Origin of the sequence: Candidatus Chlorohelix allophototropha (assembly GCF_030389965.1) — a bacterium.
Lineage (GTDB): Bacteria > Chloroflexota > Chloroflexia > Chloroheliales > Chloroheliaceae > Chlorohelix > Chlorohelix allophototropha.
Window position 1 is genome coordinate 2,081,946 of record NZ_CP128400.1, and the last position, 23,443, is coordinate 2,105,388.

Annotated in this window: 23 protein-coding genes; 5 read left to right on the forward strand and 18 right to left on the reverse strand. The window is 51.0% G+C overall.

The annotated features are described in order from the left end of the window. Positions 1-2: 2 nt before the first annotated feature. The 11 genes from OZ401_RS21550 to OZ401_RS21600 form a co-directional block, all read right to left on the reverse strand. Entirely contained in the window at positions 3-932 is a 930-nt protein-coding gene (locus OZ401_RS21550; RefSeq protein ID WP_341470593.1) for a radical SAM protein, read from the reverse strand. 12 nt (positions 933-944) lie between these two features. Continuing rightward, positions 945-1,307, reverse strand: coding sequence for a P-II family nitrogen regulator (locus OZ401_RS21555; protein WP_341470594.1), 363 nt, complete (start codon positions 1,305-1,307; stop codon positions 945-947). A gap of 2 nt (positions 1,308-1,309) precedes the next feature. Continuing rightward, positions 1,310-1,627, reverse strand: a complete 318-nt coding sequence (locus tag OZ401_RS21560) for a P-II family nitrogen regulator (RefSeq protein ID WP_341470595.1) — start codon at positions 1,625-1,627, stop codon at positions 1,310-1,312. Positions 1,628-1,688: 61 nt separating this feature from the next. After that, positions 1,689-2,510, reverse strand: a complete 822-nt coding sequence (gene nifH / locus OZ401_RS21565; RefSeq protein WP_341470596.1) for a nitrogenase iron protein — start codon at positions 2,508-2,510, stop codon at positions 1,689-1,691. A gap of 609 nt (positions 2,511-3,119) precedes the next feature. After that, complete coding sequence (locus tag OZ401_RS21570) at positions 3,120-4,619, reverse strand: SUMF1/EgtB/PvdO family nonheme iron enzyme (protein WP_341470597.1); 1,500 nt, start codon at positions 4,617-4,619, stop codon at positions 3,120-3,122. Between the two features lie 68 nt (positions 4,620-4,687). Further along, positions 4,688-7,336 (reverse strand): SUMF1/EgtB/PvdO family nonheme iron enzyme, encoded by a 2,649-nt coding sequence (locus OZ401_RS21575; RefSeq protein ID WP_341470598.1) that lies wholly within the window; start codon positions 7,334-7,336, stop codon positions 4,688-4,690. A 126-nt stretch (positions 7,337-7,462) separates the two neighbouring features. After that, complete coding sequence (locus OZ401_RS21580) at positions 7,463-8,902, reverse strand: SUMF1/EgtB/PvdO family nonheme iron enzyme (RefSeq protein ID WP_341470599.1); 1,440 nt, start codon at positions 8,900-8,902, stop codon at positions 7,463-7,465. Between the two features lie 109 nt (positions 8,903-9,011). Further along, positions 9,012-9,551 carry a hypothetical protein gene (locus OZ401_RS21585; RefSeq protein WP_341470600.1) on the reverse strand — a complete coding sequence of 180 codons (540 nt, stop codon included), beginning with the start codon at positions 9,549-9,551 and terminating at the stop codon, positions 9,012-9,014. Positions 9,552-9,554: 3 nt separating this feature from the next. Continuing rightward, on the reverse strand, positions 9,555-9,815 hold the full coding sequence (locus OZ401_RS21590; protein WP_341470601.1) for a hypothetical protein: 261 nt from the start codon (positions 9,813-9,815) through the stop codon (positions 9,555-9,557). Positions 9,816-9,835: 20 nt separating this feature from the next. Further along, complete coding sequence (locus tag OZ401_RS21595) at positions 9,836-10,666, reverse strand: hypothetical protein (protein WP_341470602.1); 831 nt, start codon at positions 10,664-10,666, stop codon at positions 9,836-9,838. Between the two features lie 261 nt (positions 10,667-10,927). Continuing rightward, positions 10,928-11,203: a hypothetical protein gene (locus tag OZ401_RS21600; RefSeq protein WP_341470603.1), complete on the reverse strand. Its 276-nt coding sequence runs from the start codon at positions 11,201-11,203 to the stop codon at positions 10,928-10,930. 377 nt (positions 11,204-11,580) lie between these two features. Between OZ401_RS21600 and OZ401_RS21605 the strand changes: the two genes are divergently transcribed. After that, complete coding sequence (locus tag OZ401_RS21605) at positions 11,581-13,059, forward strand: replication protein (RefSeq protein WP_341470604.1); 1,479 nt, start codon at positions 11,581-11,583, stop codon at positions 13,057-13,059. A gap of 164 nt (positions 13,060-13,223) precedes the next feature. On the opposite strand, the gene OZ401_RS21610 is transcribed toward OZ401_RS21605, so the two are convergent. The 3 genes from OZ401_RS21610 to OZ401_RS21620 all read right to left on the reverse strand — a co-directional run bounded on the left by OZ401_RS21610 (position 13,224) and on the right by OZ401_RS21620 (position 16,410). After that, entirely contained in the window at positions 13,224-13,520 is a 297-nt protein-coding gene (locus OZ401_RS21610; RefSeq protein WP_341470605.1) for a hypothetical protein, read from the reverse strand. Between the two features lie 207 nt (positions 13,521-13,727). Beyond that, a complete protein-coding gene (locus OZ401_RS21615; protein ID WP_341470606.1) occupies positions 13,728-16,121 on the reverse strand; it encodes a tetratricopeptide repeat protein in 2,394 nt (797 codons plus the stop codon). A gap of 22 nt (positions 16,122-16,143) precedes the next feature. Then, positions 16,144-16,410, reverse strand: a complete 267-nt coding sequence (locus tag OZ401_RS21620; RefSeq protein ID WP_341470607.1) for a hypothetical protein — start codon at positions 16,408-16,410, stop codon at positions 16,144-16,146. Between the two features lie 230 nt (positions 16,411-16,640). Between OZ401_RS21620 and OZ401_RS21625 the strand changes: the two genes are divergently transcribed. The 4 genes from OZ401_RS21625 to OZ401_RS21640 all read left to right on the forward strand — a co-directional run bounded on the left by OZ401_RS21625 (position 16,641) and on the right by OZ401_RS21640 (position 20,322). Next, complete coding sequence (locus tag OZ401_RS21625; RefSeq protein WP_341470608.1) at positions 16,641-17,477, forward strand: hypothetical protein; 837 nt, start codon at positions 16,641-16,643, stop codon at positions 17,475-17,477. A 26-nt stretch (positions 17,478-17,503) separates the two neighbouring features. Further along, positions 17,504-18,079, forward strand: coding sequence for a hypothetical protein (locus OZ401_RS21630; RefSeq protein ID WP_341470609.1), 576 nt, complete (start codon positions 17,504-17,506; stop codon positions 18,077-18,079). A 294-nt stretch (positions 18,080-18,373) separates the two neighbouring features. Beyond that, a complete protein-coding gene (locus OZ401_RS21635; protein WP_341470610.1) occupies positions 18,374-19,351 on the forward strand; it encodes a hypothetical protein in 978 nt (325 codons plus the stop codon). A gap of 32 nt (positions 19,352-19,383) precedes the next feature. Beyond that, complete coding sequence (locus tag OZ401_RS21640; RefSeq protein WP_341470611.1) at positions 19,384-20,322, forward strand: hypothetical protein; 939 nt, start codon at positions 19,384-19,386, stop codon at positions 20,320-20,322. Between the two features lie 100 nt (positions 20,323-20,422). Here OZ401_RS21640 and OZ401_RS21645 read toward each other — a convergent pair whose 3' ends face one another. The 4 genes from OZ401_RS21645 to OZ401_RS21660 form a co-directional block, all read right to left on the reverse strand. Then, positions 20,423-20,995, reverse strand: a complete 573-nt coding sequence (locus OZ401_RS21645; RefSeq protein ID WP_341470612.1) for a hypothetical protein — start codon at positions 20,993-20,995, stop codon at positions 20,423-20,425. A gap of 54 nt (positions 20,996-21,049) precedes the next feature. Beyond that, positions 21,050-21,307 (reverse strand): hypothetical protein, encoded by a 258-nt coding sequence (locus OZ401_RS21650; protein WP_341470613.1) that lies wholly within the window; start codon positions 21,305-21,307, stop codon positions 21,050-21,052. 37 nt (positions 21,308-21,344) lie between these two features. Then, positions 21,345-23,165: a hypothetical protein gene (locus OZ401_RS21655; RefSeq protein WP_341470614.1), complete on the reverse strand. Its 1,821-nt coding sequence runs from the start codon at positions 23,163-23,165 to the stop codon at positions 21,345-21,347. An 81-nt stretch (positions 23,166-23,246) separates the two neighbouring features. After that, positions 23,247-23,432, reverse strand: coding sequence for a hypothetical protein (locus OZ401_RS21660; RefSeq protein WP_341470615.1), 186 nt, complete (start codon positions 23,430-23,432; stop codon positions 23,247-23,249). Positions 23,433-23,443: the final 11 nt, after the last annotated feature.

Below are 23,443 nucleotides of genomic sequence, written 5' to 3' on the forward strand. Positions count from 1 at the left end.
AGTTACACCTTCTTTCTGGGTTGCAGGTTCATCGGAGCTTGGTCGTTCAAAAACTTGGGAGTACAGGAATTGTCAGTTGAGCAATCCTCTTCACCCGGTACGCCTACAGCATCGGCGCGACATTGCCTGCAATTCATAAACTGCTTAATATGTTTCTCGCACTCGGTACGGATAGCCGCCAATTCCGCCGGAGTGGGAGGGATTACATCTTTGAACTTTGCCTGTGGGATTAAGGGCATGATGTTCATTACATAAGCCCCTAACGCGCTGACGACTCGCGCAATTTCCACCATATGTTGGTCGTTTACGCCGGGAATAAGCACCGAATTGACTTTTACCACCATACCCAACCGCACCGCTTCTTTAAGCCCTGCCAATTGGTTCGCGCTTAAAATCTCGAAAGCTTCACGGTCACGGTAGGTTTTGCCCTGATAACGTACATGCGTGTAAATGTGCTGACCTACTTCTGGGTCAACGGCGTTGATGGTGATGGTGAGCGCGGTTACGCCCGCCTTGTGCAGTTCTTCCACTCGTTCGGGCAAAGCCAGCCCATTGGTGGATACACACTTGACCAACCCCGGAAACTCTTCTTTTGCCAGCAGAAAGGTTTCGAGAGAAGCCGAATTAGCCAGCGGGTCGCCGGGACCTGCGATGCCGAGAACGGTCATTCGCGAGTCGGCTTTCATCGCCTGACGAATCGTGGTTAACGCCTGTTCCGGGCTAACCACCTTAGTGGTAACACCGGGGCGATTTTCGTTCGGGCAATCATACTTCCGCACGCAGTAACCACACTGGATATTGCATTTTGGCGCTACCGGCACATGGATACGTCCAAACCGGAAGTGGGCAGCTTTGCCATAGCAGGGATGAGCCGCAACTTTTGCGGACAAATCTGGTTGTAGCTGGGAATCCAGCGCAGTGGTAAAAGTCATAAATCTAACTCCTTACAGAATAGCCCTGTCGCCAGTTTCTTTTGTTCTAACCCGTATTGCGTCCTCCACCGGGCAGATAAAGATTTTTCCATCACCGATATTGCCGGTCTGGTTGGCTTTTATAATAGTCTCCACTACTTCCTGAACATGATCATCCGTCACCAGCAACATTAGCAATCGCTTGGGAATGTAATGGATGCGGGGACTTTCGGTAAACTGGGGCCCACTATCCCCCTCTAATTCGTACTGAAGCCCTTTTTGTTTACCGCGACCTAGCACATTTTTCACGGTCATTGCGTAATGACCTTTTTCAGCCAGCGCATCACGGGTGTGCTGGACTTTGTTCATTCTCAGAACCGCGACTATTTCCTTCATGGTTATAGCCCCTCTTCTCCGGTACGGATTGTATAGGCAGTATCGACCGGGGTTACTAAAATCTTGCCATCGCCGTAGTAGCCGGTCAAAGCGGAAACTTGGATAATGCTGGTTACTTTGCTGACGTTTTCGTCCTCAACCACAATCATCAGCAGGCTTTTCGGCAATTCCTCATATTTGATAGAATCAAACGAGATGCCTTTTTGCTTGCCCCGTCCATATACATCCATGCGGGTTAGAGCCGGGAAACCGGCTGCCGCCAAGGAGGAGGCTACCACTTCGGCTCTTTCAGGTCTTACAATAGCGCGGATCATTTTCATCGTTTTTGTCTCCTACCTTCTCAGGCAATGTAGTAGGCGCAGTCAGTTGCGCCCGGCGCGACTAATCAATAATTCCGTACTGGCTCATCAGCTCTTCTAGTTCGTCTTGGCTGATGGGGGTAGGAATGGTAAATTTATCGTTTTCGCTGATTTTTCTGGCAAGTTCCAGATATTCTTGAGCCTGTGGCAGAGAGTTATCGTAGTCAATCACGGTCTTCTTGTTGATTTCAGCGCGTTGTACATCCTTGCTTCTGGGTACAAAATGAATAAGCTGGGTGTTAATACGGCGAGCAAATTCCTCGACCAGTTCACGCTCATTTTCTACCAAGCGGGAGTTGCAAACAATTCCACCTAAGCGAGCATAGCCACGGCTGGCAAACTTCTGGATACCTTTGGAAATGTTGTTAGCGGCGAAAAGCGCCATATACTCGCCGGAAGCCACAATGTAAATTTCTTCGGCATAACCTTCGCGGATGGGCATTGCGAAACCGCCACATACCACGTCACCAAGTACGTCATAGAAAACATAGTCGATGCTATCTTCGTATGCGCCCAGTTCTTGCAAAGTCTGGATGGCGGTGATAACGCCGCGTCCACCGCAACCTACGCCCGGTTCAGGACCGCCCGCTTCCACGCACTTCACTTCTTTATAGCCATCGGCGATAACTTGATCGAGGGTGATTTTGTCAGGGCCGGTTTCCCGCAGGGTGTCGAGCATAGTAGCTTGTCGCTTGCCGCCCAACAGTAGGCGGGTGCAGTCGGCTTTGGGGTCGCAACCCACCACCATAATTTTGTTACCCATCGAAGCCAGAGCAGCAGCAGTATTTTGCTGTGTGGTGGACTTCCCAATACCACCTTTACCATAAAATGCAACTTGTCTCACGGTTACCTCCCATAAAATCAAAGATGTTGTGTCGCCGCTATAATTTCGGCAACAACAATTCAAACCTGATAAGTTTAATTGCTATCAGGCATATAAATAATGGCGCTCGTGGCTGGATTAGCCAAATGTTTATTAATATTGGAAAACTGCAACTTTGCAGGGAAGTAGTGTTTGTTTAAACCTTAGCTAGTCGGTGGATATTTGAGCTTGAAAACCCTTTACAGAGGCATAATCGGTTGCTCGTTCACAGTATCCTAGTAGCGAAAGGTAAAAATTTGGTAAACTTCGTAAATGTTTCTTCACCCTTCTGTTATTTATAATAATAACTTATTGTAAACAATAAATCTATATGTGAAATGCTCAAATTTAGTTATGAGTATAATGGTTAAATTGTACAAAAGGTGACTAGAAGTTAGGAGAGGGCTAAACGATTGTCTTTTGCGGGGGTTAGTTTATCTTTGGACTCTCATTTGTTTTTCATATTAGAAGGGGTTCGGGTGTGAAAACCGGGCGCACGCCCCTACCAGAACGGGTTCGGGTTCGTATACCCCATTCGTGGTGCAGGCGAGTCGCCTTCATGCGTTGCTCAGAGTCCAGAGGATTCAGAGTTCAGAGGGGCGCGTTAGCGACACACACCACCAACCGAAAACCGAAAAAGTTGAGATCGTTGCGAGGAAGGTTGAAGTAGCGGTACACGCAGGACGCATTAGCTTGACTGACGAGGAAAGACCCGCCCCGCAGCACACGATACTTACCGCTCGCGTCCACCGCCACTTCCTTAGGCTTCTCGTACTTGTTCTGGCACCACTCCCACACGTTCCCGCCCATGTCCATTGCCCCGCATGCTGCGGCCCCTTGCGGGTACATCCCCACTGCCGTTGTTCGACCCAAACCGGCTTCATCCGTATTGGCGTAACCCTTTTGCCACGCGCCCCACGGATATTTGCGCTGTTGGCTGCCCCCTTGCGCCGCCCATTGCCATTCCCATTCGGTTGGCAAGCGCACCTCCGCGTTCTCCCCGATTATCAATGGACTGCCGCTACCGCCCGGATTCGGCAATTGCCAGCCCTGCATGCACTGAGTGAGCCAACGCCCAAACGCTACCGTCTGATACCACGACATGTTATCTCGCGGCATGTTCAAGCCTTTCTGCCTTTGCTCACTCAGTGTTTGCGGCTGGTATTCTCTCGGGAAGCCCTGCCACCACTCCCGGTTGTTATATCCGTCCGCCGCTTTCACAAAGGCTTCGTACTGGGCAAAGGTTATTTGGTATTGCGCAATGTAAAAGGGTTGTACCTCAAAGTTTTGTTTCTCAATTTCCAGCTTACCACCCGGCGCTACCGCTAGCCACTCTATGTCCGGGATACCGTCCGGGCGCAAGCCCACCCCTCGCCGCGTGTCACCGATTTCGCTCAAGCGGTCGCCGATTTCCATACGGCGTTGGTGCGTGGTAGTAAGGTCGCCGATTTCATCTAGCAACCGCTCAGCATCATTTTCAGAAGGCGCGGGTTTCGGCTCTGCCGCCTTTGCTACGGGCGGGGCTGGTTGTGGAACTGCAACGGGCGGGACGGGCGGCTTTTCGACAGGGGGAGTAGCAACAGGCGGTTCGGGTATTACAATGCCGAAATTCTTGGCATGGAGGCGCAACCCTTTCAACAGCATTTCGCGCCCACGCTCATCATAGAACCGCGCCGCTTGCCATTTGCTCAACCTTCGTGGAATTTCGCACTCCGCCAGTTTCAAGGGGATGATATTGCTCAACCCTTCCGGCATATACTTGGCATAGTAAAGCGCGGTTTCTATCTCTGCCTGTACATAGCCAATTTTTGCCACCGATTCGGGCGTAAGACACACCAAGATGATGTGACTTTCTTCCAATGCCTTCTCAATGGCGTACTGCCAAGGCTGTCCCGGATATAGTTCTTCCTCGTCCAGCCATGGCTCAAGCCAGTGGCTTTCAGCTTTCAAACGCTGGTACAATTCGCGCACTATGGGCTTATCCCCGGAGGAGTGGCACAGAAACACTTTCAGTTTGGGGGGTACGTTGGGCATTGTTTGCGCTCCGGCGTAGGGTTTATCGGTAGGCGATTGCAGTTTAATTATACCCAAACGGGCAAAGTTCCGCTACCGTTGCTTACCGAGAGGCGTTAGGATGTGGATGAATGCGCTCGGCGGTTTCAAAGACCCGCGATAGGAGACGACACCACCAACCGAAAACCGATAAGGTTGCCAACGTGGCTCGGAAGACTGAGGCTACGGTACGCACAGGAAAAAGTTTGATTGTTATAGAAAGACCCACCCCGCACCGCCCGCTGCATACCGTCCACCGCCACATTCTCCGGTAGCTCATACTTGTTTTGACACCACTCCTCCACGTTACCACTCATATCCATTGCGCCGCATGCTGCTGCCCCTTGCGGGTACATGCCCACCGCCGTTGTTCGTGCCAAACCTGCTTCATACGTGTTGGCGTAGCCTTCTTTCCATTCTCCCCAAGGATATGCCCGCTTTTGGTTACCCGCTTGCGCTGCCCATTGCCATTCCCATTCAGTTGGCAAGCGCACCTGCGCGTTCTGCCCCACCACCAACGGGTTATTCCCACCGCCCGGACTCGGCAATTGCCAGCCCTGCATGCGCCTGTTCAGCCAACGCCCAAACGCCACGCTCTGATACCATGAGATGTTATCGCGCGGGTTGTTCAAGCGCATTTGCTTCTGCCCTTTAAGTGTTTGCGGCTGGTATTCTTTGGGGAAGCCCTGCCACCACTCGCGGTTGTTATAGCCGTCTTTTGCTTGCACAAAAGCTTGGTATTGCGCAAAGGTTATTTGGTATTGGGCGATATAGAAAGGCTGTACCTTAAAGGTCTGTTTCCTACGAGGATAATTTTCAATATCTAGATTGCCGCCCGGCGCAACCGCCCGCCACTCTATGTCGGGGATACCATCCTTGCGCACGCCCACGCCTTGCCGTGTGTCGCCGATTTCGCTCAATCTGTTGCCGATTTCCATGCGGCGCTGGTGCGTAGTGTTGGGGGCGGCAATTTCATCAAGCAATCGTTCCGCTTCGGTTTTGGTAGGCGCAGGTTTTGGTGCTGCTGCCTTTGCTACGGGAGTAGGCGCAGATTGGGGCGCGTTAGCGGAACACACCACCACCCGAAAACCATAATAGTCGAGATCGCGGTACGGATCGTTGTACGTGCCGTATGAGCAGAACGCAAGATCATGATAGTGGTAGTAAGACCCGCCCCGCAACACTTGACTATCAAGACTTGCTCCCAGACTCAACCCCCTGTACTGACACCACTCCCACAGGTTTCCGTTCATGTCCAACGCCCCGCATACTGCCGCCCCCTGCGGGTACATCCCCACCGCCGTTGTTCGACCCAAGCCCGCTTCATCCGTATTGGCGTAACCCTTTTGCCACGCGCCCCACGGATATTTGCGCTGTTGGCTGCCCCCTTGCGCTGCCCACTGCCATTCCCATTCATGCGGCAAGCGCACCTGCGCGTTCTCCCCGATTATCAATGGACTGCCGCTACCGCTCGGACTCGGCAATTGCCAACCTTGCATGCGCTTATTCAACCACCGCCCGAACGCCATCGCTTGATACCACGATATACTATCACGCGGGTTACTTGCGCATTTCTGTCTTTGTTCATGCAGCTTTTGCAGTTGGTACTCCTTTGGAAAGTCCTGCCACCATTCCGGGTTCTGGTAGCCGTCTTTTGCCTGTACAAACGCCTCGTATTGGGCAAAGGTTATTTGGTATTGCGCAATGTAAAAGGGTTGCACTTCAAAGGTTTGTATGTCAATTTTCAGCTTGCCGCCCGGCGCAACCGCCAGCCACGCTATATCGGGTAGACCGTCCGGGCGCACGCCTACACCCTTACGCGGGTCGCCCATCTCGCTCAACCTGTCGCCGATTTCCATACGGCGTTGGTGCGTGGTTTTAAACTCGCCGATTTCGCGCAACAAGCGGGTTTGCTCGCTTTCGGGTACAGACGAAACGGGCGTGGGTTGTGGCGCTGCCGCTTTTACTATGGGCGGGGCTACTGGCGCGGGTTTTGGCGTAGCAACGGGCGGTTTTTCGGCAGGGGGAGTGGCAACGGGCGAAATAGGAGAGGCAACCTGAGCAGCCAACACGCGCTTTTCCAGAATAGTTATTTCCTTACGCGCATCTTCAAGCTGGATTATCAAGTGAGGGGGCGCGTTAAGACTACCGAATTGCGCGTACTGCAACTCCAGCACCGTCAGTCGGCGTTTAGTTTCAACTAACAGTTTTTGCAAAATCTCCAAGTCGGTTATCGCATTGGATGACGTTTCGTTGAATGGAGCTGAGACGGGCGGCGCGGGCGGCTTTTCGATAGGGAGAGCAGCAATCGGCGTTTCGGGTATGACGATGCCGAGCTTTTCGGCACGCATCCGCAACGCCCGCAGCAAATGCTCGAATCCATCCTCCTCGAAATGATCTACCCAATGCCATTGGCTCAACTGCTCTGGCACTTCGCACTCTTCCAAGCGCAAAGGTATCATGTAGATAGTACCTTCCGGTTTCTCCTGAGCTACATCCAGCGCATCACCAATCTCTTTTTGAACATAGCCTTCCCGATTGATGGAGTTCCGCGAGAGACACGCCACCACAATTTCGCTTTGCCGAATTGCTTTGGGAATTTCCACCCGCCAGTTCTGTCCCGGAATCAAATCCTTTTTATCCAGCCACGGCTTTACCCACGATAATATAGAAAGTCGCTCATATAGCCGGATTACCGCAGGCTTATCCGGTGAGGCGTGGCACAGAAAGACTTTCAGTTTGGCGGGGTCGGGCATGTTTGCGCTCCGGTGTAGGGTTTAGCTCTAACGCAACTACAGTTTAATTATACCCAAACGGGCAAAGTTTCGCTACTGCTGCTTCACCGAGAGGCGTTAGGATGTGGATGAATGCGCTCGGCGGTTTCAAAGACCCGCAATAGGGGACGATACCACCAACCGAAACCCGCAATCGAAATATCCGTCTAGTGGAAGACCATAGCCATAACGAAACATGCACGCTGCCCCAACCTGATCGCCATAGCAAGAGCCACCCCGCAGCACTCGACTGTTCCTGCTCTCGTCCACCGCTACCTCGTCCGGCTTTTCCCACTTGTTCTGACACCACTCCCACAGATTGCCGCTCATATCCATTGCCCCGCATTTCGCCGCCCCTTGCGGGTACATGCCCACTGCCGTTGTTCGCTTCAAACCCGCTTCGCTGGTATTAGCACAACTCTCTTGCCACACGCCCCACGGATATTTGCGCTGCTCTGCCCCACCCTGCGCCGCCCATTGCCACTCCCGTTCCAAAGGCAACCGCACCTGCGCGTTATTGCCCACTATTAACTGATTACCTCCACCGCCCGGATTGGGTAACTGCAAACCCCGCATATACCGATTCAACCAACGCCCAAACGCCACGCTCTGATACCACGACACATTGTCCCTCGGATTGTTCAATCTCATTTGCTTCTGCCCTTTAAGTGCTTGTGGCTGGTATTCTTTCGGGAAGCCTTGCCACCACTCCCGATTCTGGTAGCCGTCTTTTGCCTGCACAAAGGCTTCATATTGGGCAAAGGTTACTTGGTATTGGGCGATGTAGAAGGGCTGTACTTCAAAAGTCTGTTTCGCTACTTCCAACCTACCGCCCGGCGAAACCGCCAACCACGCTATGTCGGGTAGCCCATCCTTGCGCAAGCCCACGCCACGCCGCGGGTCGCCGATTTCGCTCAACCTGTCGCCGATTGCCATGCGGCGTTGGTGCGTGGTGTTGGGGGCGGCAATTTCATCGAGCAATCGTTCCGCTTCGGTTTTTGTAGGCGCGGGCGTGGGTTTCGGTTCTGCCTCTTTTCTAACGGGCGGGGCTACTGGCGCGGGTTTTGGCGTAGCAACGGACGGTTTTTCGACATGGGAAGCGGCAACAGAGGAAATTGACACACCCACTTGCCCGGCGCGTTTCTTGAACGACTTCAACAACCGCGCATAACTACCCGCCTCGAAATAATCAACCCAATGTAAATGCCCCAACCGCTCTGGAACTCGACACTCTTCCAATTTGAGCGGAACGAGAAATATAGCTCCTTCCGGTTGCTGGTCTGCCACATCCAGCGCAAGTTTAATTTCTTTGTGGACATACCCGGCAGCATCGGTAGCATTAGGCGACAAGCACACAATTACTATGTGGCTCTGACGCACCTCTTTGGGTATTTCTAGCTCCCAATTGTCACCCGGTGTCAGGTCTTCCTTGTCCAGCCAAGGTTGAATCCAGCCCTCATTCTGTAGCTGCTGATAGAGTTCATACACTCTGTGCTTATCTTTATGCGAGTGGCACAGAAACACTTTCAGTTTGGCGGGGTCGGGCATTGTTTGCGCTCCGGTGTAGGGTTTAGCTCTAACGCAACTACAGTTTAATTATACCCAAACGGGCAAAGTTTCGCTACTGCGGGTTCAACGCCACGCCGCCAACGGAGCGTTATTTTGTTGGAGTGGCGGTTGCTAGCCGACTCACAATCCAGTTGCAGTCTTTTTGCCCATCCCCGTAGGGGTCACGGCAGTAAAACAGAAAATCTTTGTAGCCCTGCCACGGCACTAAGAATCTCAAAGCGCCCTTTCCGTACATTGCCTCGTAACCTTCTACCGAGGGATAGATAAAATACACATCATCTATCAAAAGAGCAGGGTCATTAAGCACTGGTAGGGTATTGATATTATTTGAAACAACAATCAGACCTGTGCCCAGATAAATAAAGGCAAGCCAATACTTGTTCCTTTGCGTGTTTGTAACATCCAGCACCGCACCGGCTTCTACATAGTCAGGTGTCCCAAAATTGGCGACTACCTCGCTCAACTTGAAGCGGGCGGTAAAGTTAGGGCGCACGCTGTACAGGCTCTGGCTTCCTTTCTTAAACTGCATAATACTTCTGCCACTCTTAGTAAACCAATCCCAACCGATCTCCTCTATTTCAGTTCCTTCATAGTAGGTAACATCCGTAAAAAGGGGATTATTTTTCATTTGTCACAGCGTTTCCTGAACATCAAGCTGAGGCAGGTTCAGTCCTTCCCAGCAAGGCAGACGGCATGGAATATTCTTGAGCCAGTGCGCTTGCCAATCTTGCGCCGGATTAGGGCTTGGGGAGGTGGTAGACGCAATTGCAGAGGTCGGGGGAATGGTAGCGGGAATGGTTGGGGTAGAGCTACTGTCCCCACAACCCGCTAAAACCAGCACACAGATTGAGATAATAACGCCCATACCAATCCGGAAACCTTTAGCATACATCAGGCGCACGCCCTCCTGACTTATTTGCGTTTCCCGTTGGGGTAAGCATCCAGAACACTATCGCATTTCACTATTTGACCTTTATCGGTCATACGACAATAGTAGCGAAAATCCTTGAAGCCCTCCCACGGTACGATAAAGCTTGGGTCGGCAGGAAAGCCATAGAGCTTTTGTTGGCTACTAATATAATCAGGGTTTACAATGCTTAGCTTTCCAAAGCTAATATCTTCATTTATGGGCGGCTCTTTGGTATAGTACTTATTATAAAGTATCAAACCTTGTGGCTGGTAAATCAGGTACAGGTAGTAGTAGAGTGAACGTCCGGCGTCTTCCCAGCTAAAAGGTGCGATAACGTGCGTGGGATAGCCGTATCTCTTGATGACTTCTTTCAATGGTACTTGAGGAAGAGCGGGACTAATAGAATAAATTGTTCTGGTAGGTTTTGTGGCATCGTATTGTATATAACCGCCCGTTCCAATGCTACCGTCTGCTCTCTTTTTCGCATCTACCCAATCCCACGCAATAAAGCCATAAGCATCTCCTTCAAAATAGCCTATTGACACCGCTGAAACCAGAGGATTTTGCTGGAGTAGCGTCATTGCTTCTTCGGCGGAAGTTTTACCGGGTGTAATACCCTCATAACAGGGGAGGGTGCAACTTGTATCCTGAAGCCAACGAAACTCCCAGCCGGGTGCAGGTTTAGGTTTGGGTGGTACAGGCACTTGGATGGTGAAGGTGGGAGTCGTAGCTGGAATGGTGGGGGTAGGTGGATACAGCGTGGCAGCCTCTCCGCACGCGCCCAGCAACAATGACAGACCGAATAATAGAATTAGCGCCAAGCTTACCCGCATAAATCCTCCTTTTTTCCGGCTACTATATTATATAACCCATTATAACGGCAAAAAATTACAGGCACACGCCGTTTACTGCCGGACACACCAGCGCGGAAGCGTTTACCGCAGGGCTGTCGCCGAATTTACCGCTTCAGCCTCACGTGTGGTATGCGATAAACGCGCTAGACTCAAAAAAGGGCGACTATAGGCAATTTTCGTGTGGTATGCGGTAAAGAATTGAGGCGAACACGCATGCTATGGTGTGGTATGCGGTAAAGATCATGCCGTAAAGTTTTGCACATGCTGAACGTGCGTGTGGTATGCGGTAAAGAGTAGTGTGAATAATTTACCGCTACGTGTGGTATGCAGTAAAGATTTGAGCGGGATATGTGGCACATCCCCAAATAATTGCGCCATTTCCGTTCCCGTAGAGGGTATTTGAATACGCCCTTCGTGCGTTAAAACCGGGCGCGTCGAGCCACGCCCATACTGCCTGTACCCTGAAAGGGTATCCCCGAATGGGGTATACCAATCCGAACCCCCCTCCCCTGCCACATCCCTAAGAAATACGCCATCTCATCACGGGGATATGTCCCTATCGTGCGGTTGCACAAATCCCCCCCAATTGCCCCTTCTATAAAAAGGATTGACAAACTTTCCAAAGCGGGTTATAACATTTAGTAATAGAACATTTGTGCTTTACTTTTTTGGTGTGACATGCAGTAAACATCTGTGTGGTATGCAGTAAGTACATGCGCACCATGCAGTAAACGATTCAGGTTCAGAATCGCGTGCTATAAAGTATTAATACATGAGTATAGTTATGTAATCTAGTAAAGGCGCTTGCCCACCCACCCGGCGCACTTTATTATTACATTCAGAATATTGTGTATCACTCTTTGTATTAGCCTGAACCCGACAAGATGGCACGAGTGAGTAAAAACGGACTACAACAACCTGATTCTCTTAGGGAGGGCGGCGCATCGGCGCGGCAACCTGCTTTTGTGTTTGGCGGCTTCGGCAGTCAAAACCGCTATGCCGTGTTGGATGAAGTGACCGACCACCTGATGGCGCACCTGAGCGAAGCCGAGTTCAAGGTGCTTCATTATATTATTCGGCGCACCCTCGGTTTCCACAAGCCCGCCGATGCCATCTCACTCCAGCAATTCTGCAACGGGATTCGCCGCCGCGATGGTACTATCCTCGATTGCGGCACAGGCTTGGCGAAAACCACCGTCCTGCGCGGAATTGATGGGCTACTGAGCAAGGGCATCATCTGGGAACAGACGCAAGATAACCCCTATCAACCCGGCAACCAACCCAAAATCTACGGCTTGAGCTTTGCCACCGCCGATACGCTATCGCCAACCTCCTACTCTGATAAAAACTATTCAGAGAATGAATACTCTCCTGAGAGTAAAGGTAGTAGCAATTTGATACCACCTGTTCCGCTAGATAGTAGCGCCACGCTACCGGGTAGTAGCAATTTGATACCACCCCCAAGCGAGCCGCCAAACATTTCGCCTACCATCGCCGCGACTATTTCTAAGAGTAGCTTGCCGATTCCCGCTTTTGCCCCCTTAGATAGTAGCGTGGCGATACCGGGTAGTAGCAATTTGATACAGGGGGTAGTAGCAAATAAGCACCGAGAGGGGTTTCAAAATGATACTGGGGTAGTAGCACAAAGCTACCCACAACATGACAGTAAACAACTAATTAGACAAATAAAAGATAACAACAACATGTTGTTGCCGCCTACGTCTGATAATTTAGCACGTAAGCTTGAGCCGGAACTGGAGGCAGAACTTGAGCGTTTGGGCTACGAGCGCAAGACCCTTGAACGTTTGCTAGGCGCATACCCTCACGCTTATTTGCGCGAAAAGCTGGCTTTGCTATACGAGCGCGTGCGCCGCGAACAGGTAGCTAACCCGGCGGGTTTTTTGCTCAAGGCGTTGGAGGCGGATTATCGCGCCCCCGCTCTGTCGGTTGTGCCGCCCGCTAAGCCGACTTTTCCCTACGTTAGCGCGTTGCTAGAGGAGCGCCGCCGCTTGTCGCAGGAAACGCCTTTGCCGCTTGAAGAAAGTAGTCCACCCCAAGACGATTTGCCCGAAGCTGTTACCGGAGGACACACCAACGGTAAAGTTTTGCTGCCGGAGTCGCTTATCGACTCGACCGAGCTTTTCAAAGGTGCGCTGGAAGAACTGGACGGGCCGCTAAACCGCCCCGATCTTGCCGCGCACTTGCGGTCAGGCACTTTGGAATTGCTAGAGGCGCGCGCGGACATGCTTGAGTTTGCGCTGCACCTGCAAGAACGTTGGCGCATCGCACAGCTTAGCCAATCGGACATCGCGCTGCTGCGGATGGCGCTACGGCGTTGCGCGGATCGCCCCTGTTCGCTCACACTGGCATAAGGGTTGGCTTGTTCTTATAGTTTTATGTAAGCGGGTAGTCACTAAGAAATCGGTTGCCGAGGATGGCATAGCAGTTTGGCACAAGAGCGGGTTACTATACAGGTCTTATGATTTTTGCTCTGCAAAGCTTGCGCCTGTATAGTAACCCCTACTAATGTAGCTCACTAACATACGTTTGCCTGCTTTCCCTTCAGGCTGTTATCCACGATCAGCATCAGTGGGGGGCGTTGCACCCCTTCCGAGGGGGGGGCAGGCTGGTCTTCAAGGTGTCCTATTGTCTGCCTAGCCTCTTTCAAGTGTTGTACCGCTTGGAGAAGCGCCTGCTGCACCACCTGAAAATCAGTTTCCTTCAAATTTTTAGCCGATCCGCACATTTCCATTGTTAAGGAAGCTACCAACAACTGGTTAGCCAGCGCATGCCATTGCTCATGAAGTTCTTCTAGCATTACTTGCGTTTTCATATACGTTTCCCCCTATCAAGCCCGCACCCTGTTCTAATAATTTTGGCAGATACCCCTCAAGTCAGACCTCTGTGAAAAGGTTCGCTTGGTTTGAGCGTTCGGTAGAAGTTTTTTGCTTCTACCTTCTTACAAGATTAATTTTAGAAGGTTAAGCGGGAAATTGGGGGGAAAAAGTTCCCATGTTTTGGGTGAGGGGAAAGGGAATTATTAGGCGGGGGACTTTGCCAGTGCCGCTGCTAGACGATGGTCGTTGGCATACTTCACCGCTTCGGCGCGTCGGTTTCTATTGGTATTGTCGCTCTCTACCCCGATTTTGCTGTAAATCTCGGTCAATTTGTTGCTGATATACTTGTTGCTGAAATTCAATCGCTCGGCTATATCAACCGTCTTTAGCCCTTGCGCCAGCAGGCACAAAATATTCACTTCCAGTTCGGTTAGCCCGTTCGGGTATTTGGTAGGCTTGCGCTTCTTCTCCATCAGTTCGCGCTTAACAAAATCCTCAAGCTCGTCCAGCCGAAGATTGCGCCCCTGTTCCAGCCGCTTGGCAAAGCTCTCCTCGCCTAAAAGCTCTTTCAGACGCTGGTAGTAGTCGTTGTAACGACTTTCGGCAGTGCCTTGTAAAGGAATGTTAAACTCTTGCCTGATGGCTTGTTCCAACCCAAAGAGTTGGCTAGCAATTTCAGCATATCCCATATCTACGGCGATTACCGCAAACTCTCCAACGCAATCAGCCATACTGTTGTTATCTTTTAGCAATAGGGAAGTAGCAAAACTTTGCCGGATATATTCAAGCGCGCCTTCATATTTTTTCAGCTTTCCATCTAATCGCCCCAGATTTAAGCGGCAAATAGCCACATTGCTAATATCGCCAAGCTGTTCGAAAAGCTGCCCACTTCTTTCAAAATATTTCTGAGCTGCTTCAAGTTGTTGAAGTTGTAGTGAGGCTAATCCCAGATTGTTGCAGTCCATTGCAATACTACTTATATCTCCAATGGTTTCGCTTAATTTCAAACTTTGTTCGAAGTATTCTTTGGAGGAAAGGTGATTGCCCGAAAAAGCTTCAGTAACGCCTAAATTGCCTAAGACATTGGAAATACCTTTGTCGCATTTTTGAAGTTGTGCCCGTTCCTCAGCCGTTTGAAGGTTTAAGGTCTCTTTTGCCCTCAGCCAGAATTGTTGGCTTTTTAGGAAATAAGTTCTGGCAGCAGCATAATCCCTCCGTGTCAATGCCATTGCGCCTGCCCCGTTTAAAACCATCGCGCCCACTTCAAACTGTTGGGAAGAGTTTTCCGATGGCTGTTCTAATAAATTTACCGCCTGTCTGAACCATAAATTGCCTTCTTCTAGTAAACTTCTGAAATGCCAGAAACGCCATAATACCGCGCAGAGGTTTATAAATAGCGCGGCGTTATTATGCTGTGACCAATTTAAGGCGGCTCTAAGATTGCCCTGTTCCCCCGCTAAGGTTTCCAACCATTCGCCTTGCCTTGCTCCCGAAAGCCCCTCTTTGGCTTTGGTAGCTAAATTAAGGTAGTAGGTAGCATGTTTAAGCCGGAAAACGTTCTCTTCGCCTGCCTCGTTCAGTATCTCTATCGCGAATTCACGGATGGTTTCAAACATTCTAAAACGTATGCCCGAGGGGGTTTCTTTAAGCTGTAGCATGCTGCAATCTGCCAGCGCTTGTAACTCGTCCAGAATATTCAGCGTCTCATTCGCCGCTTTACCTACTTCTTCCGCCGCCGCCGCCGTGAAGCCATCCACAAATACCCCCAACCGCCGAAAAAGTTTTCGCTGTTGCGCGTTTAATAAATGATAGCTCCATTCAATGGTGCGCCGCATATTTTGTTGGTGTTCGGGCAAATCCCGATTGCCGTAGCCTAAAATGTAAAGGCTGCGGTTCAGGTTTTGTTCCAGATATTCCAGCCCGAAAGCTCGTACCCGTACCGCCGCCAACTCCAGCGCGAGGGGCAAGCCATCCAATTTCTTGCATATTTGGGCGATGGTCAGGGCGTTTTGGGGAGTCAAATCTACTTGGGGGGAGGAAGCTCGCACCCTTTCCAAAAAAAGTCGGATAGAGGGAAAGCGTGCCAGTTGGTCAAGGGGCGGCAGTTTATCCGGTTCGGGATAAGGCAACGGTTGTAAATCTAGGTGAGTTTCTTCTTTTATCCGCAAAAGCTCACGACTGGTGATAATCACTTTAAGGAGGGGGCAAGCCTGTATTAAAGCCTTTACATCCTTAACCGCTTCCAGCACTTGCTCAAAGTTGTCCAGTATTAGCAAATATGCTTTATCTTCAAGTTTTTTTCTTAGCTGGCTGCTTAACGACTTTTCCCCGTTTTCATTTTCCTCCGCAATGCCTAAAGCCTGCGCGATGGCAGAAAGTACCAGTTCGGGTTGACTGACAGGGGTGAGGGAAACGAAATAAACATTATTAGAAAACTCAGCTAAATAATCCCCCGCCAGTTGAACTGCAAGTCGCGTCTTACCCACTCCTGCCGGACCTTTCAGGGTCAATAGCCTAGTTCTGGTGAGCAGCGTTTTAGCCAGAGCCAGTTCGGTTTCGCGCCCGATAATGAAAGTGGATTGGAGCGGTATGGTCATTCCTTAACTTTCTAAACCTTTATTACCCTTTTATTATGTATCCGCCATCTCCACTTGCGTCCGTAGTAAGGACAAGGGCAAAACATGTTGGGTCACCTTCGACACGAAGCAGATTAAATAGCTCTAGAGCTTTATTTCTGCTCATTTTTTTTACTGCGAATATCTTGATACCGTCCGGATTTGCGGCATCGCCCTCCTTGCGAAACTCTGCTATAAACTTACGATTAGGAATGCCACCCTCTCTTACAGGTTTTTTTGCATCCTCGATGTTTACTAGTTCTAATGCCATTCTGCGCCTCCTAGCTTGGCTGACTAAACTAATACAAATGTGATTCTATATAGTTACACCTTGTGGTGTCTCTATCGGCATTAACGGGAGCATTTATTTTGGTATTTGTTTAAATCTGAAAGTGTGAGTGACTTCTCTATACTTAGTAATAATTTTACACCAATTGCAAAGCATATCAAGCACTAAAGATTGAGTATTTTATAAACCATGCTAAAATTAAAATAGAACCTTTGAGTATTTATTGTTATATAAGCGGAGGATATATGACAGTTTATAGCTCTTTTGAAATTCCAGTGGATTATCACCGCCAAAGCGATGCAATTTATTGCGGGTCTGCCTGTGTTCAAATGATTTTATCCACAGTAGTAGGCGATTTAGAAGCGGGTGATATAGAAAAGTGGTGGGTACAAGAAACTATTGATAATGGTCTACTTTACCAAGAAAAGAAAATCTATGGAGAGGATACTACTTTAGAAGCCCCCCCCAAAGCAGTTGCTAAATATCTCAATCAAAAGATTCGCCAAAAACGGCATCCGCAAATCAACAATTCAATCGCGGATTTAAAAGAATATACTGTAAGCGATGCTTTGGACTCAACCAGAGAGGCTTTGGTGCGTAAGATAGCTTGGACACTTAGCCAGTGCAAATACCCTGTACCGATCTTGCGCTACCTTGTAGAGATAAAAGATGATACACAGGAAACAAAAAAAAAGACCACGCATTGGGTTGTGATAAAAGGTTATCTGGCAAATAAGGAAATAGAAAGTATTGAAGATACCGCTTTTCAAGTCAAAGCATTTTTTGTATATGACCCAAACCCCAAATTAGCCATTACTGAAGAAGAGCGCCAGAAAGGCATCACGCCATATGTAGGCGATCCCCATGTTGCGGAGGATTGTGCGCAATTTCTGGATATAAAAGCTCAAAATGGGCTTTTTGTCCCTGAATATTCTGCCTCGCCTCAAGACTTGCTAGGTTACTACACATGGTCAGCCGGGAACTGGGATTTCAATATTTGTGTAATTTTGCCTGATTTTGAAGCTACCCTGATTACTTCAAATAAGTAAGCCTGCAAAGTAAAGGAGACTGTCGGATGACACCTCACGAGCCGGAAAGCCAAGCTCTAATTACTTCTAATGAGGCGCAAAAGCTTTCAGCGCAACTGCTAATGGAGGTTGAGTTAACCCGAAGACCGGGCTGGAACAAAGCAGACCCTGAATTATTGGGAAACCCGGTATCGGTGCATCAACTTGCTCCTACTGATTTAGTTTATTACATTACCTGTTTTAAGGTAATTATTAATGGTGAACCGCTTGAAGCTGTCGTAAGAATAAATGCGTTACAGCAGGCAGAAGGCGACCGTTATTTGCAAAGCGTGCTCCTTCCTAGCGGCGCTACTTCGATTTACTTGGCAGAGTCTAGAAAGAGAGTTCTTTCAAAATTTAAAAAACCAGAAAATGCACAACTTGTATGGGAATTTAATAGTGATTCGCTTTCCCCGCTTCTTCCCTACTACCAATTGGAAGAAGATGGGCAAGTTGAGCGTTTAAGAATTGATGGTTTCCGTTTCCTTGCCCGTAGGGATTTCGGAGATCAATTAAAAGGTAAGGATATTATAAGCGACCCTAAAAGAGATAGTATTGACTCTATTGTAAAGAAGAACCATTAACCAACTTGAGCCACATTTGAGCGAAAATTAACCGGGACAAATAAAGAGTAGGGAGTTAAAGGGAAAGCATTTTGCATTCATATATATGGGCTTTCCCTTTTCTATGCCCATAAACCTTGAGTAACCCGATTTTGCGCTATTCGCCCGCCTCAAAGCTTCATTGACCACTGTCATATCAGGTTAGGAAACTTTAATGCCGCTGTTGCGTAAATATAGCCGTAACATACAATAATTTGGTGCTATACTGGCTATATACTGGTTAATTCTCAGACATTGGAAGGAGTATCCGGCACAATGAAAAGGATCGGGCGAAAAGGAATATTTTCTCTCTTGGGCGTGTTTGCGCTGGTATTTATGCTGTTCGCGAGTCTGGGCGTTGCCAGCGCGGATGATTCTACCATTATGCTCAACGGCTTGAGTAAGGACGGCTATTATATCTCGGACGCCGCTTCCAAGCAGTTGAAGGATGTAAACGGGGCGCGTGTTACGCTGGCGAATGCGGCAAAAGCTTTGAAAGATCGCAAACGAACGGTTTATTTGGCATTGGTGGATGATGCCACCATGCCTACCGAGTGCAAAGCCTCTACCTCAATGTTCAACTGTGCCGGGTTTGTGCGCAGTAAGCTAAGCGGCGCGGAAGCGGTTGTCCTTGTGAATTTGCCCGCCACCAGCAGCGGTTTGAGTATAGACCCTAGCTTGGTGTCGGCGAGTGATGCAAACGCGCTGCTGCCCACTTCCAAAGCCAGCTTCTATAATGATAGTATCGCGCAGAACCTTGCCGATTTGGGCAAGAATACCGCCGATAAGATTGACGCTACGGTAAAGACGGCTACTGCCACCGCGCAGGCTCAGGTCAAGAAGGATGAGCAAGCCTCGATGGTGGTGCCGTTGATTATTATAGCGGTGGTGATTTTGGTAGTGTTGGGCGCGTTCTTCTATTTAATGAATACCACCAAAACCGTGTGGCGCAAGAAGGTGGAAACGCTGGAGAAAAGCGCCAGCGAGGTGAGCGATTTGGTGTATCGCCTGAGTATGGAAGTGGAGTTTTTGCCCGATAATATCCGGGAAGAGGCGAAACAAACCTTTGCGCAGGGTACAATGCAGGTGACGAAAGCCAACGAGGCTGCCCGCGAAATCAAAAGCGCCAGCACCTTTACCCTGTTGTTCAAGTGGGGGCAATTCAACGTGAAGCAGCAGGAAGCCGTAGCTCAGATGAATTCGATTAGCAGCACTTTGCAAAGAGTTGACCGAACGGTTAAGCAAAACCTGTAATTTGCCCGGAGTAAAAAGGAGTATTTCAAATTATGACTAATATTTTGGTGAAAACTAAAAAGGGTTGGCTGGCGGGTGCGCTGGCGTTGTTGGTGGGTTGGCTGTTGCTTCTCCCTATGAGCAACATATATGCCGCTGGCGTTCTTACCTTTGAAGACCCGCTGAATCTGTTCAGCGCAGCAGACCGTAGCGCATTGACGGCGCAGGTGAAAAGCCTGCCCTTTGATGTGTACATTGTTACCAGCAATCAGTACAGCAATAAAACCAGCTTTAAAACTTACATAGTGAACAAAACCGGCGCGACCACCACGCTGACCATCGGTATTTCCAACCGCACCGATGCTACCTCGCGCCTGCAAACGGTGGTGGTGGATCCGGGTTCGGCGATGGGTATCACTGCCACCGAATCAACCAATATCGAAGAGGCGGCAGCGGTGGTGTTGCGTACCAACTCAAGTCAGTGGAGTGGCGCGGTAACAGCGGCTATCAATGCGGCAAAGAATGCCAGCAGTATAAGCAGCGGCGCGGGTAGCTTTGTCGGCTTTGTAATCTTCGGCGGTATCCTGCTGGTGATTGTTTTCTTAGTGATTGCGGCGCGGCGGCGAATGGGTCCTCGCGGGGTGCAGCCTCAGTATGTGCAGCCGCAATATCCGCAGCCCCAATATCCCCAATACCCGCAACAACCCGGCTACGGTCCGGGTCCCGGTTACTATCCCCCGCAACAGCAGCAGGGCGGTGGTATCGGTAACGCGCTGTTGGGTGGCGTAATCGGTTACGAAATCGGCAGGGCGTTGGGCGGCGGCAATCAAGGTGGTTGGGGCGGCGGCGGCAACCAAGGCGGTTGGGGCGGCGGCGGCTCTAGCGATGGTAATGATGCCGGCTCTGGCGCAGACTTTGGCGGTGGTGGCGGTGGTGATTTCGGCGGCGGCGGCGGCGACTTCGGTGGCGGCGGCTCAGGCGGCGATTTCTAAACGCTAGAATTAATAGATTAGTTCAAACAAGGGGTTTTCTCGCCCCTTGTTTTGATTCGAGGCGAGGGGCTAGTGTTCCCTTCTGAGCGTTTGCCGTAACCTACGCTCTTGCTGTTCGGCGGGGATACCAACTGAAGAACAGAACGAGCGGTAGTGTGACAACTATAGCTGCTAACCAGCCCAACGCCACCAATTGGGTTAAACTATCCTTGCGCTTTTCCACTTCTCGCAGCGAGCGACCCGCCAACACGAAGCCCGAATCCTTGCCGCTGAAGTGCACCAACACTGCCGCGCTTCGCACGCCCGATTGCGGCTGCCAAGTGAACCGTAACTCGCCTTTGCTTTTGCCATCGGGGAAGACGCCCGAAGGTGGCAGCGGAGTTTGCCCGTCCAGTGTGGCGGAGGAGGAAAGAACCTTGCCGCTATCGTCAAAAACGATCAGGTAGGGGGCGAGGCTTTTCGCCATGTCAATTTTGTCGAGCAATTGGGGGGCTGTGCCGTTGGCAAGGTTGGCGGCGACATCTTCCGCCATCTGAATTTGCGGGTCGTTGGCGTTGCTTCTCAGGTTGTTTTGCGCCACCACGTACACCAGCGCACAAAAAACTGTGGTGAGCGCCACCAGCGGTAGCCAATATTTCGTTACTTCCCAAAACAGGTTAAACTTCTTTCCCATGCGCTAATTATAGCATTCCTTTCAAGCTTTGCTCTTACTTCTAAACTGCTACGCCTACCGGAGAGAAGGAGAGAGAGGGAGTGAGTTCAAGGGGACACCCCTTGTCACCCCGGCAGGCTTTCCACCTGCACCCCCCATCGCTTTTGCCCTTACTTCTAAACTGCTACGCCTACCGGAGAGAAGGAGAGTGAGTGAGTTCAAGGGGACACCCCTTGTCACCCCGGCAGGCTTTCCACCTGCACCCCCCATCGCTTTTGCTCTTACTTCTAAACTGCTACGCCAACCGGAGAGAAGGAGAGTGAGTGAGTTCAAGGGGACACCACCTGCACCCCCCTCACCGCTTTTGCGCTTACTTCAAGCTGGCGGGAATCAGACGGATTTGGTATTGCGCCGCGCGGGTGTCGCTGATTTTCTCCAACGAAATAACCCAATTCCCAGTGGGCGAGGCGTAATAGCCAAACAGTAGCGGCTTATCCTTACTGACTTTAGGCGCAGTGGTGGGCGTGGGTATCGGCTTGAGGGTGGGCAAGGGCGTAAGGTCGGGCGCAAGCGGTGTAAGCGCAGAACCGGAGGAAGTGGTCACTACCACCGTCACGATATTGGAAGAAGGCGCGGGTGTGACGCTGCCAGTGGTGGTCGGTGCAGGGCTTGCCGCGTTAGTGGGTGCAGGAGTCGCGGCAGGGCTTGCGGTGGTGCTGGCGCTTGCACTGGTGCTGGTTTGAACCTGAAAGCCGTACACCGAACCTTCCAGCAAGCTAGAATTGAGTGTGGGGGTAGCGGTGGGCTTGGGCTGAATCGCGCTCACCGTCAACGGCTTGCCGTCCAGAAACAAACGCGCCCCGCCTCCTTCCGGCACAAAACTATAGAAATAATGCCCGCCCGGTAGCCACATCAGGCTGACGACTTTGCCGCCCGCCGCGTTTTCCACCAATTGGGTGAGCTTGCCATCGCTGACAGTTCCGCTCAGGATGCGCTCGGCGGTTTGCAAACCCACGTTGGGACGCGGCACGTAGCGCAACGCGGTTGTCAGAAAGTGGTTGCCATCGGGCGCAAAAAAGATGTTGCTGGTTTGGGCGGTACTGGCTTGCACTCCCTGACAGCCTAACTTGCCAAGCACCGGGTCGCAATTGGGATTCGATTTGGTGAGGTTGCGGGCAATCTTAAGTTTAGCGGGGTCTGCCAAGTAAAAATCGTAGGTGTAGGAAACCGTCCAATCGGAAGTTAAATTGCGTAGAATCAGGTACTTGCTATCGGGTGTCCAATCCACGGGCGCAACCGGGCGATCATTGCGATCTAGCACATCGAATTTGCGCGTTTCTAGGTTGAGGAAACCGATTTCGCCGATGGGCGTTTTCGCGCTTAGGCTGGTCTGCAAGCCGAACATGGCAACGCTTTTACCGTCAGGTGAGGGAAGGGCGCGCGCCACCAACGAAAGGGCAATGGGTGAACCGGGGAAACGCCCTTGCTCGTCCAGCTTGAAAATGCTTTCGGGCGCGTTCTTGCCAGAAGTATCGAGCAGATAGACTGCGTTGCCACACGCTGCCACCACTTTGCCCGAACCAACCCATTGCGCCCCGGTGCATGGGCCCTTGAACAACTCAAGGGCTTGATAGGCAATCCCCTCGGTGTCAATCAGCTTCACCGCGCCTGCGCCACCGTCCGCATCTTGCTGAATATAGCTCAGGTAGCGGTTGTCGGGCGACCACTGGAAAGTGGAAAATGCCGAGCGACTGAGCTTGTAGCTGGCAACTACGCTGGCGGGAGGGCGCACCAGAAAGTAAAAGGCGAGGGGGTTGTTGGGGCTACCCGCTTGCAGCAGGAACATTGTGCCGTTGGGCGACCAACTGATTTGGGTGTCACTCCACTCGGCGATGCCCAAATCATCCCCGCTCAAGGTTGCTTCACGCGGGGCGGTGGGCGTAGGCGGAACGATGGGCGTGGGCGGTACGGTAGTGGGCGTGGCAGTGGGGGGCGCTACGCTTGCGCCGTTGTTGGCTTGCAAATCGGGTGTGGGCGTAAGGTTCGAGGCGGCGGCGAAGGGCGGCAACACGGTGGGCGTGGGGGTCTGGAAGCTAAAGCCGGGCGAGCCAGAACTTTCGCTACCGCACGCCGCCAGCAAAATCAGCAAAACCAGCGTTAGCCCTTTCAGCCGTTTGAGAAGATTTTTCACTGTGCCAAGTCGTCCTCAGCGATATATCTCGCCTGTATGCCCATGCGTGGACAATAACAAAACTTGCGGCGCATGTCAACATTATTGGGGGAATGCGCCCTCGTGTGGGTTGGCGCAAACACGGGGATTTGGTATAGGTGCGAACGGGTGAGGTTCGCGTTGGTAGAGGCGTGGCTCGACACGCCCGCGATGGGTGGCACATTCCATGAGATTTCCCGCTTGTGCCAATCGCGCTTTTCCCGCTATAATGTTTGCGTAGTTTAGCAACGGTTTAACCT

Coding starts and splice junctions, on each gene's coding strand:
- OZ401_RS21550 (WP_341470593.1), bottom strand. CDS start 932: ATGACTTTTACCACTGCGCTGGATTCCCAGCTACAACCAGATTTGTCC.
- OZ401_RS21555 (WP_341470594.1), bottom strand. CDS start 1,307: ATGAAGGAAATAGTCGCGGTTCTGAGAATGAACAAAGTCCAGCACACC.
- OZ401_RS21560 (WP_341470595.1), bottom strand. CDS start 1,627: ATGAAAATGATCCGCGCTATTGTAAGACCTGAAAGAGCCGAAGTGGTA.
- OZ401_RS21575 (WP_341470598.1), bottom strand. CDS start 7,336: ATGCCCGACCCCGCCAAACTGAAAGTCTTTCTGTGCCACGCCTCACCG.
- OZ401_RS21580 (WP_341470599.1), bottom strand. CDS start 8,902: ATGCCCGACCCCGCCAAACTGAAAGTGTTTCTGTGCCACTCGCATAAA.
- OZ401_RS21585 (WP_341470600.1), bottom strand. CDS start 9,551: ATGAAAAATAATCCCCTTTTTACGGATGTTACCTACTATGAAGGAACT.
- OZ401_RS21590 (WP_341470601.1), bottom strand. CDS start 9,815: ATGTATGCTAAAGGTTTCCGGATTGGTATGGGCGTTATTATCTCAATC.
- OZ401_RS21595 (WP_341470602.1), bottom strand. CDS start 10,666: ATGCGGGTAAGCTTGGCGCTAATTCTATTATTCGGTCTGTCATTGTTG.
- OZ401_RS21610 (WP_341470605.1), bottom strand. CDS start 13,520: ATGAAAACGCAAGTAATGCTAGAAGAACTTCATGAGCAATGGCATGCG.
- OZ401_RS21615 (WP_341470606.1), bottom strand. CDS start 16,121: ATGACCATACCGCTCCAATCCACTTTCATTATCGGGCGCGAAACCGAA.
- OZ401_RS21620 (WP_341470607.1), bottom strand. CDS start 16,410: ATGGCATTAGAACTAGTAAACATCGAGGATGCAAAAAAACCTGTAAGA.
- OZ401_RS21630 (WP_341470609.1), top strand. CDS start 17,504: ATGACACCTCACGAGCCGGAAAGCCAAGCTCTAATTACTTCTAATGAG.
- OZ401_RS21635 (WP_341470610.1), top strand. CDS start 18,374: ATGAAAAGGATCGGGCGAAAAGGAATATTTTCTCTCTTGGGCGTGTTT.
- OZ401_RS21640 (WP_341470611.1), top strand. CDS start 19,384: ATGACTAATATTTTGGTGAAAACTAAAAAGGGTTGGCTGGCGGGTGCG.
- OZ401_RS21645 (WP_341470612.1), bottom strand. CDS start 20,995: ATGGGAAAGAAGTTTAACCTGTTTTGGGAAGTAACGAAATATTGGCTA.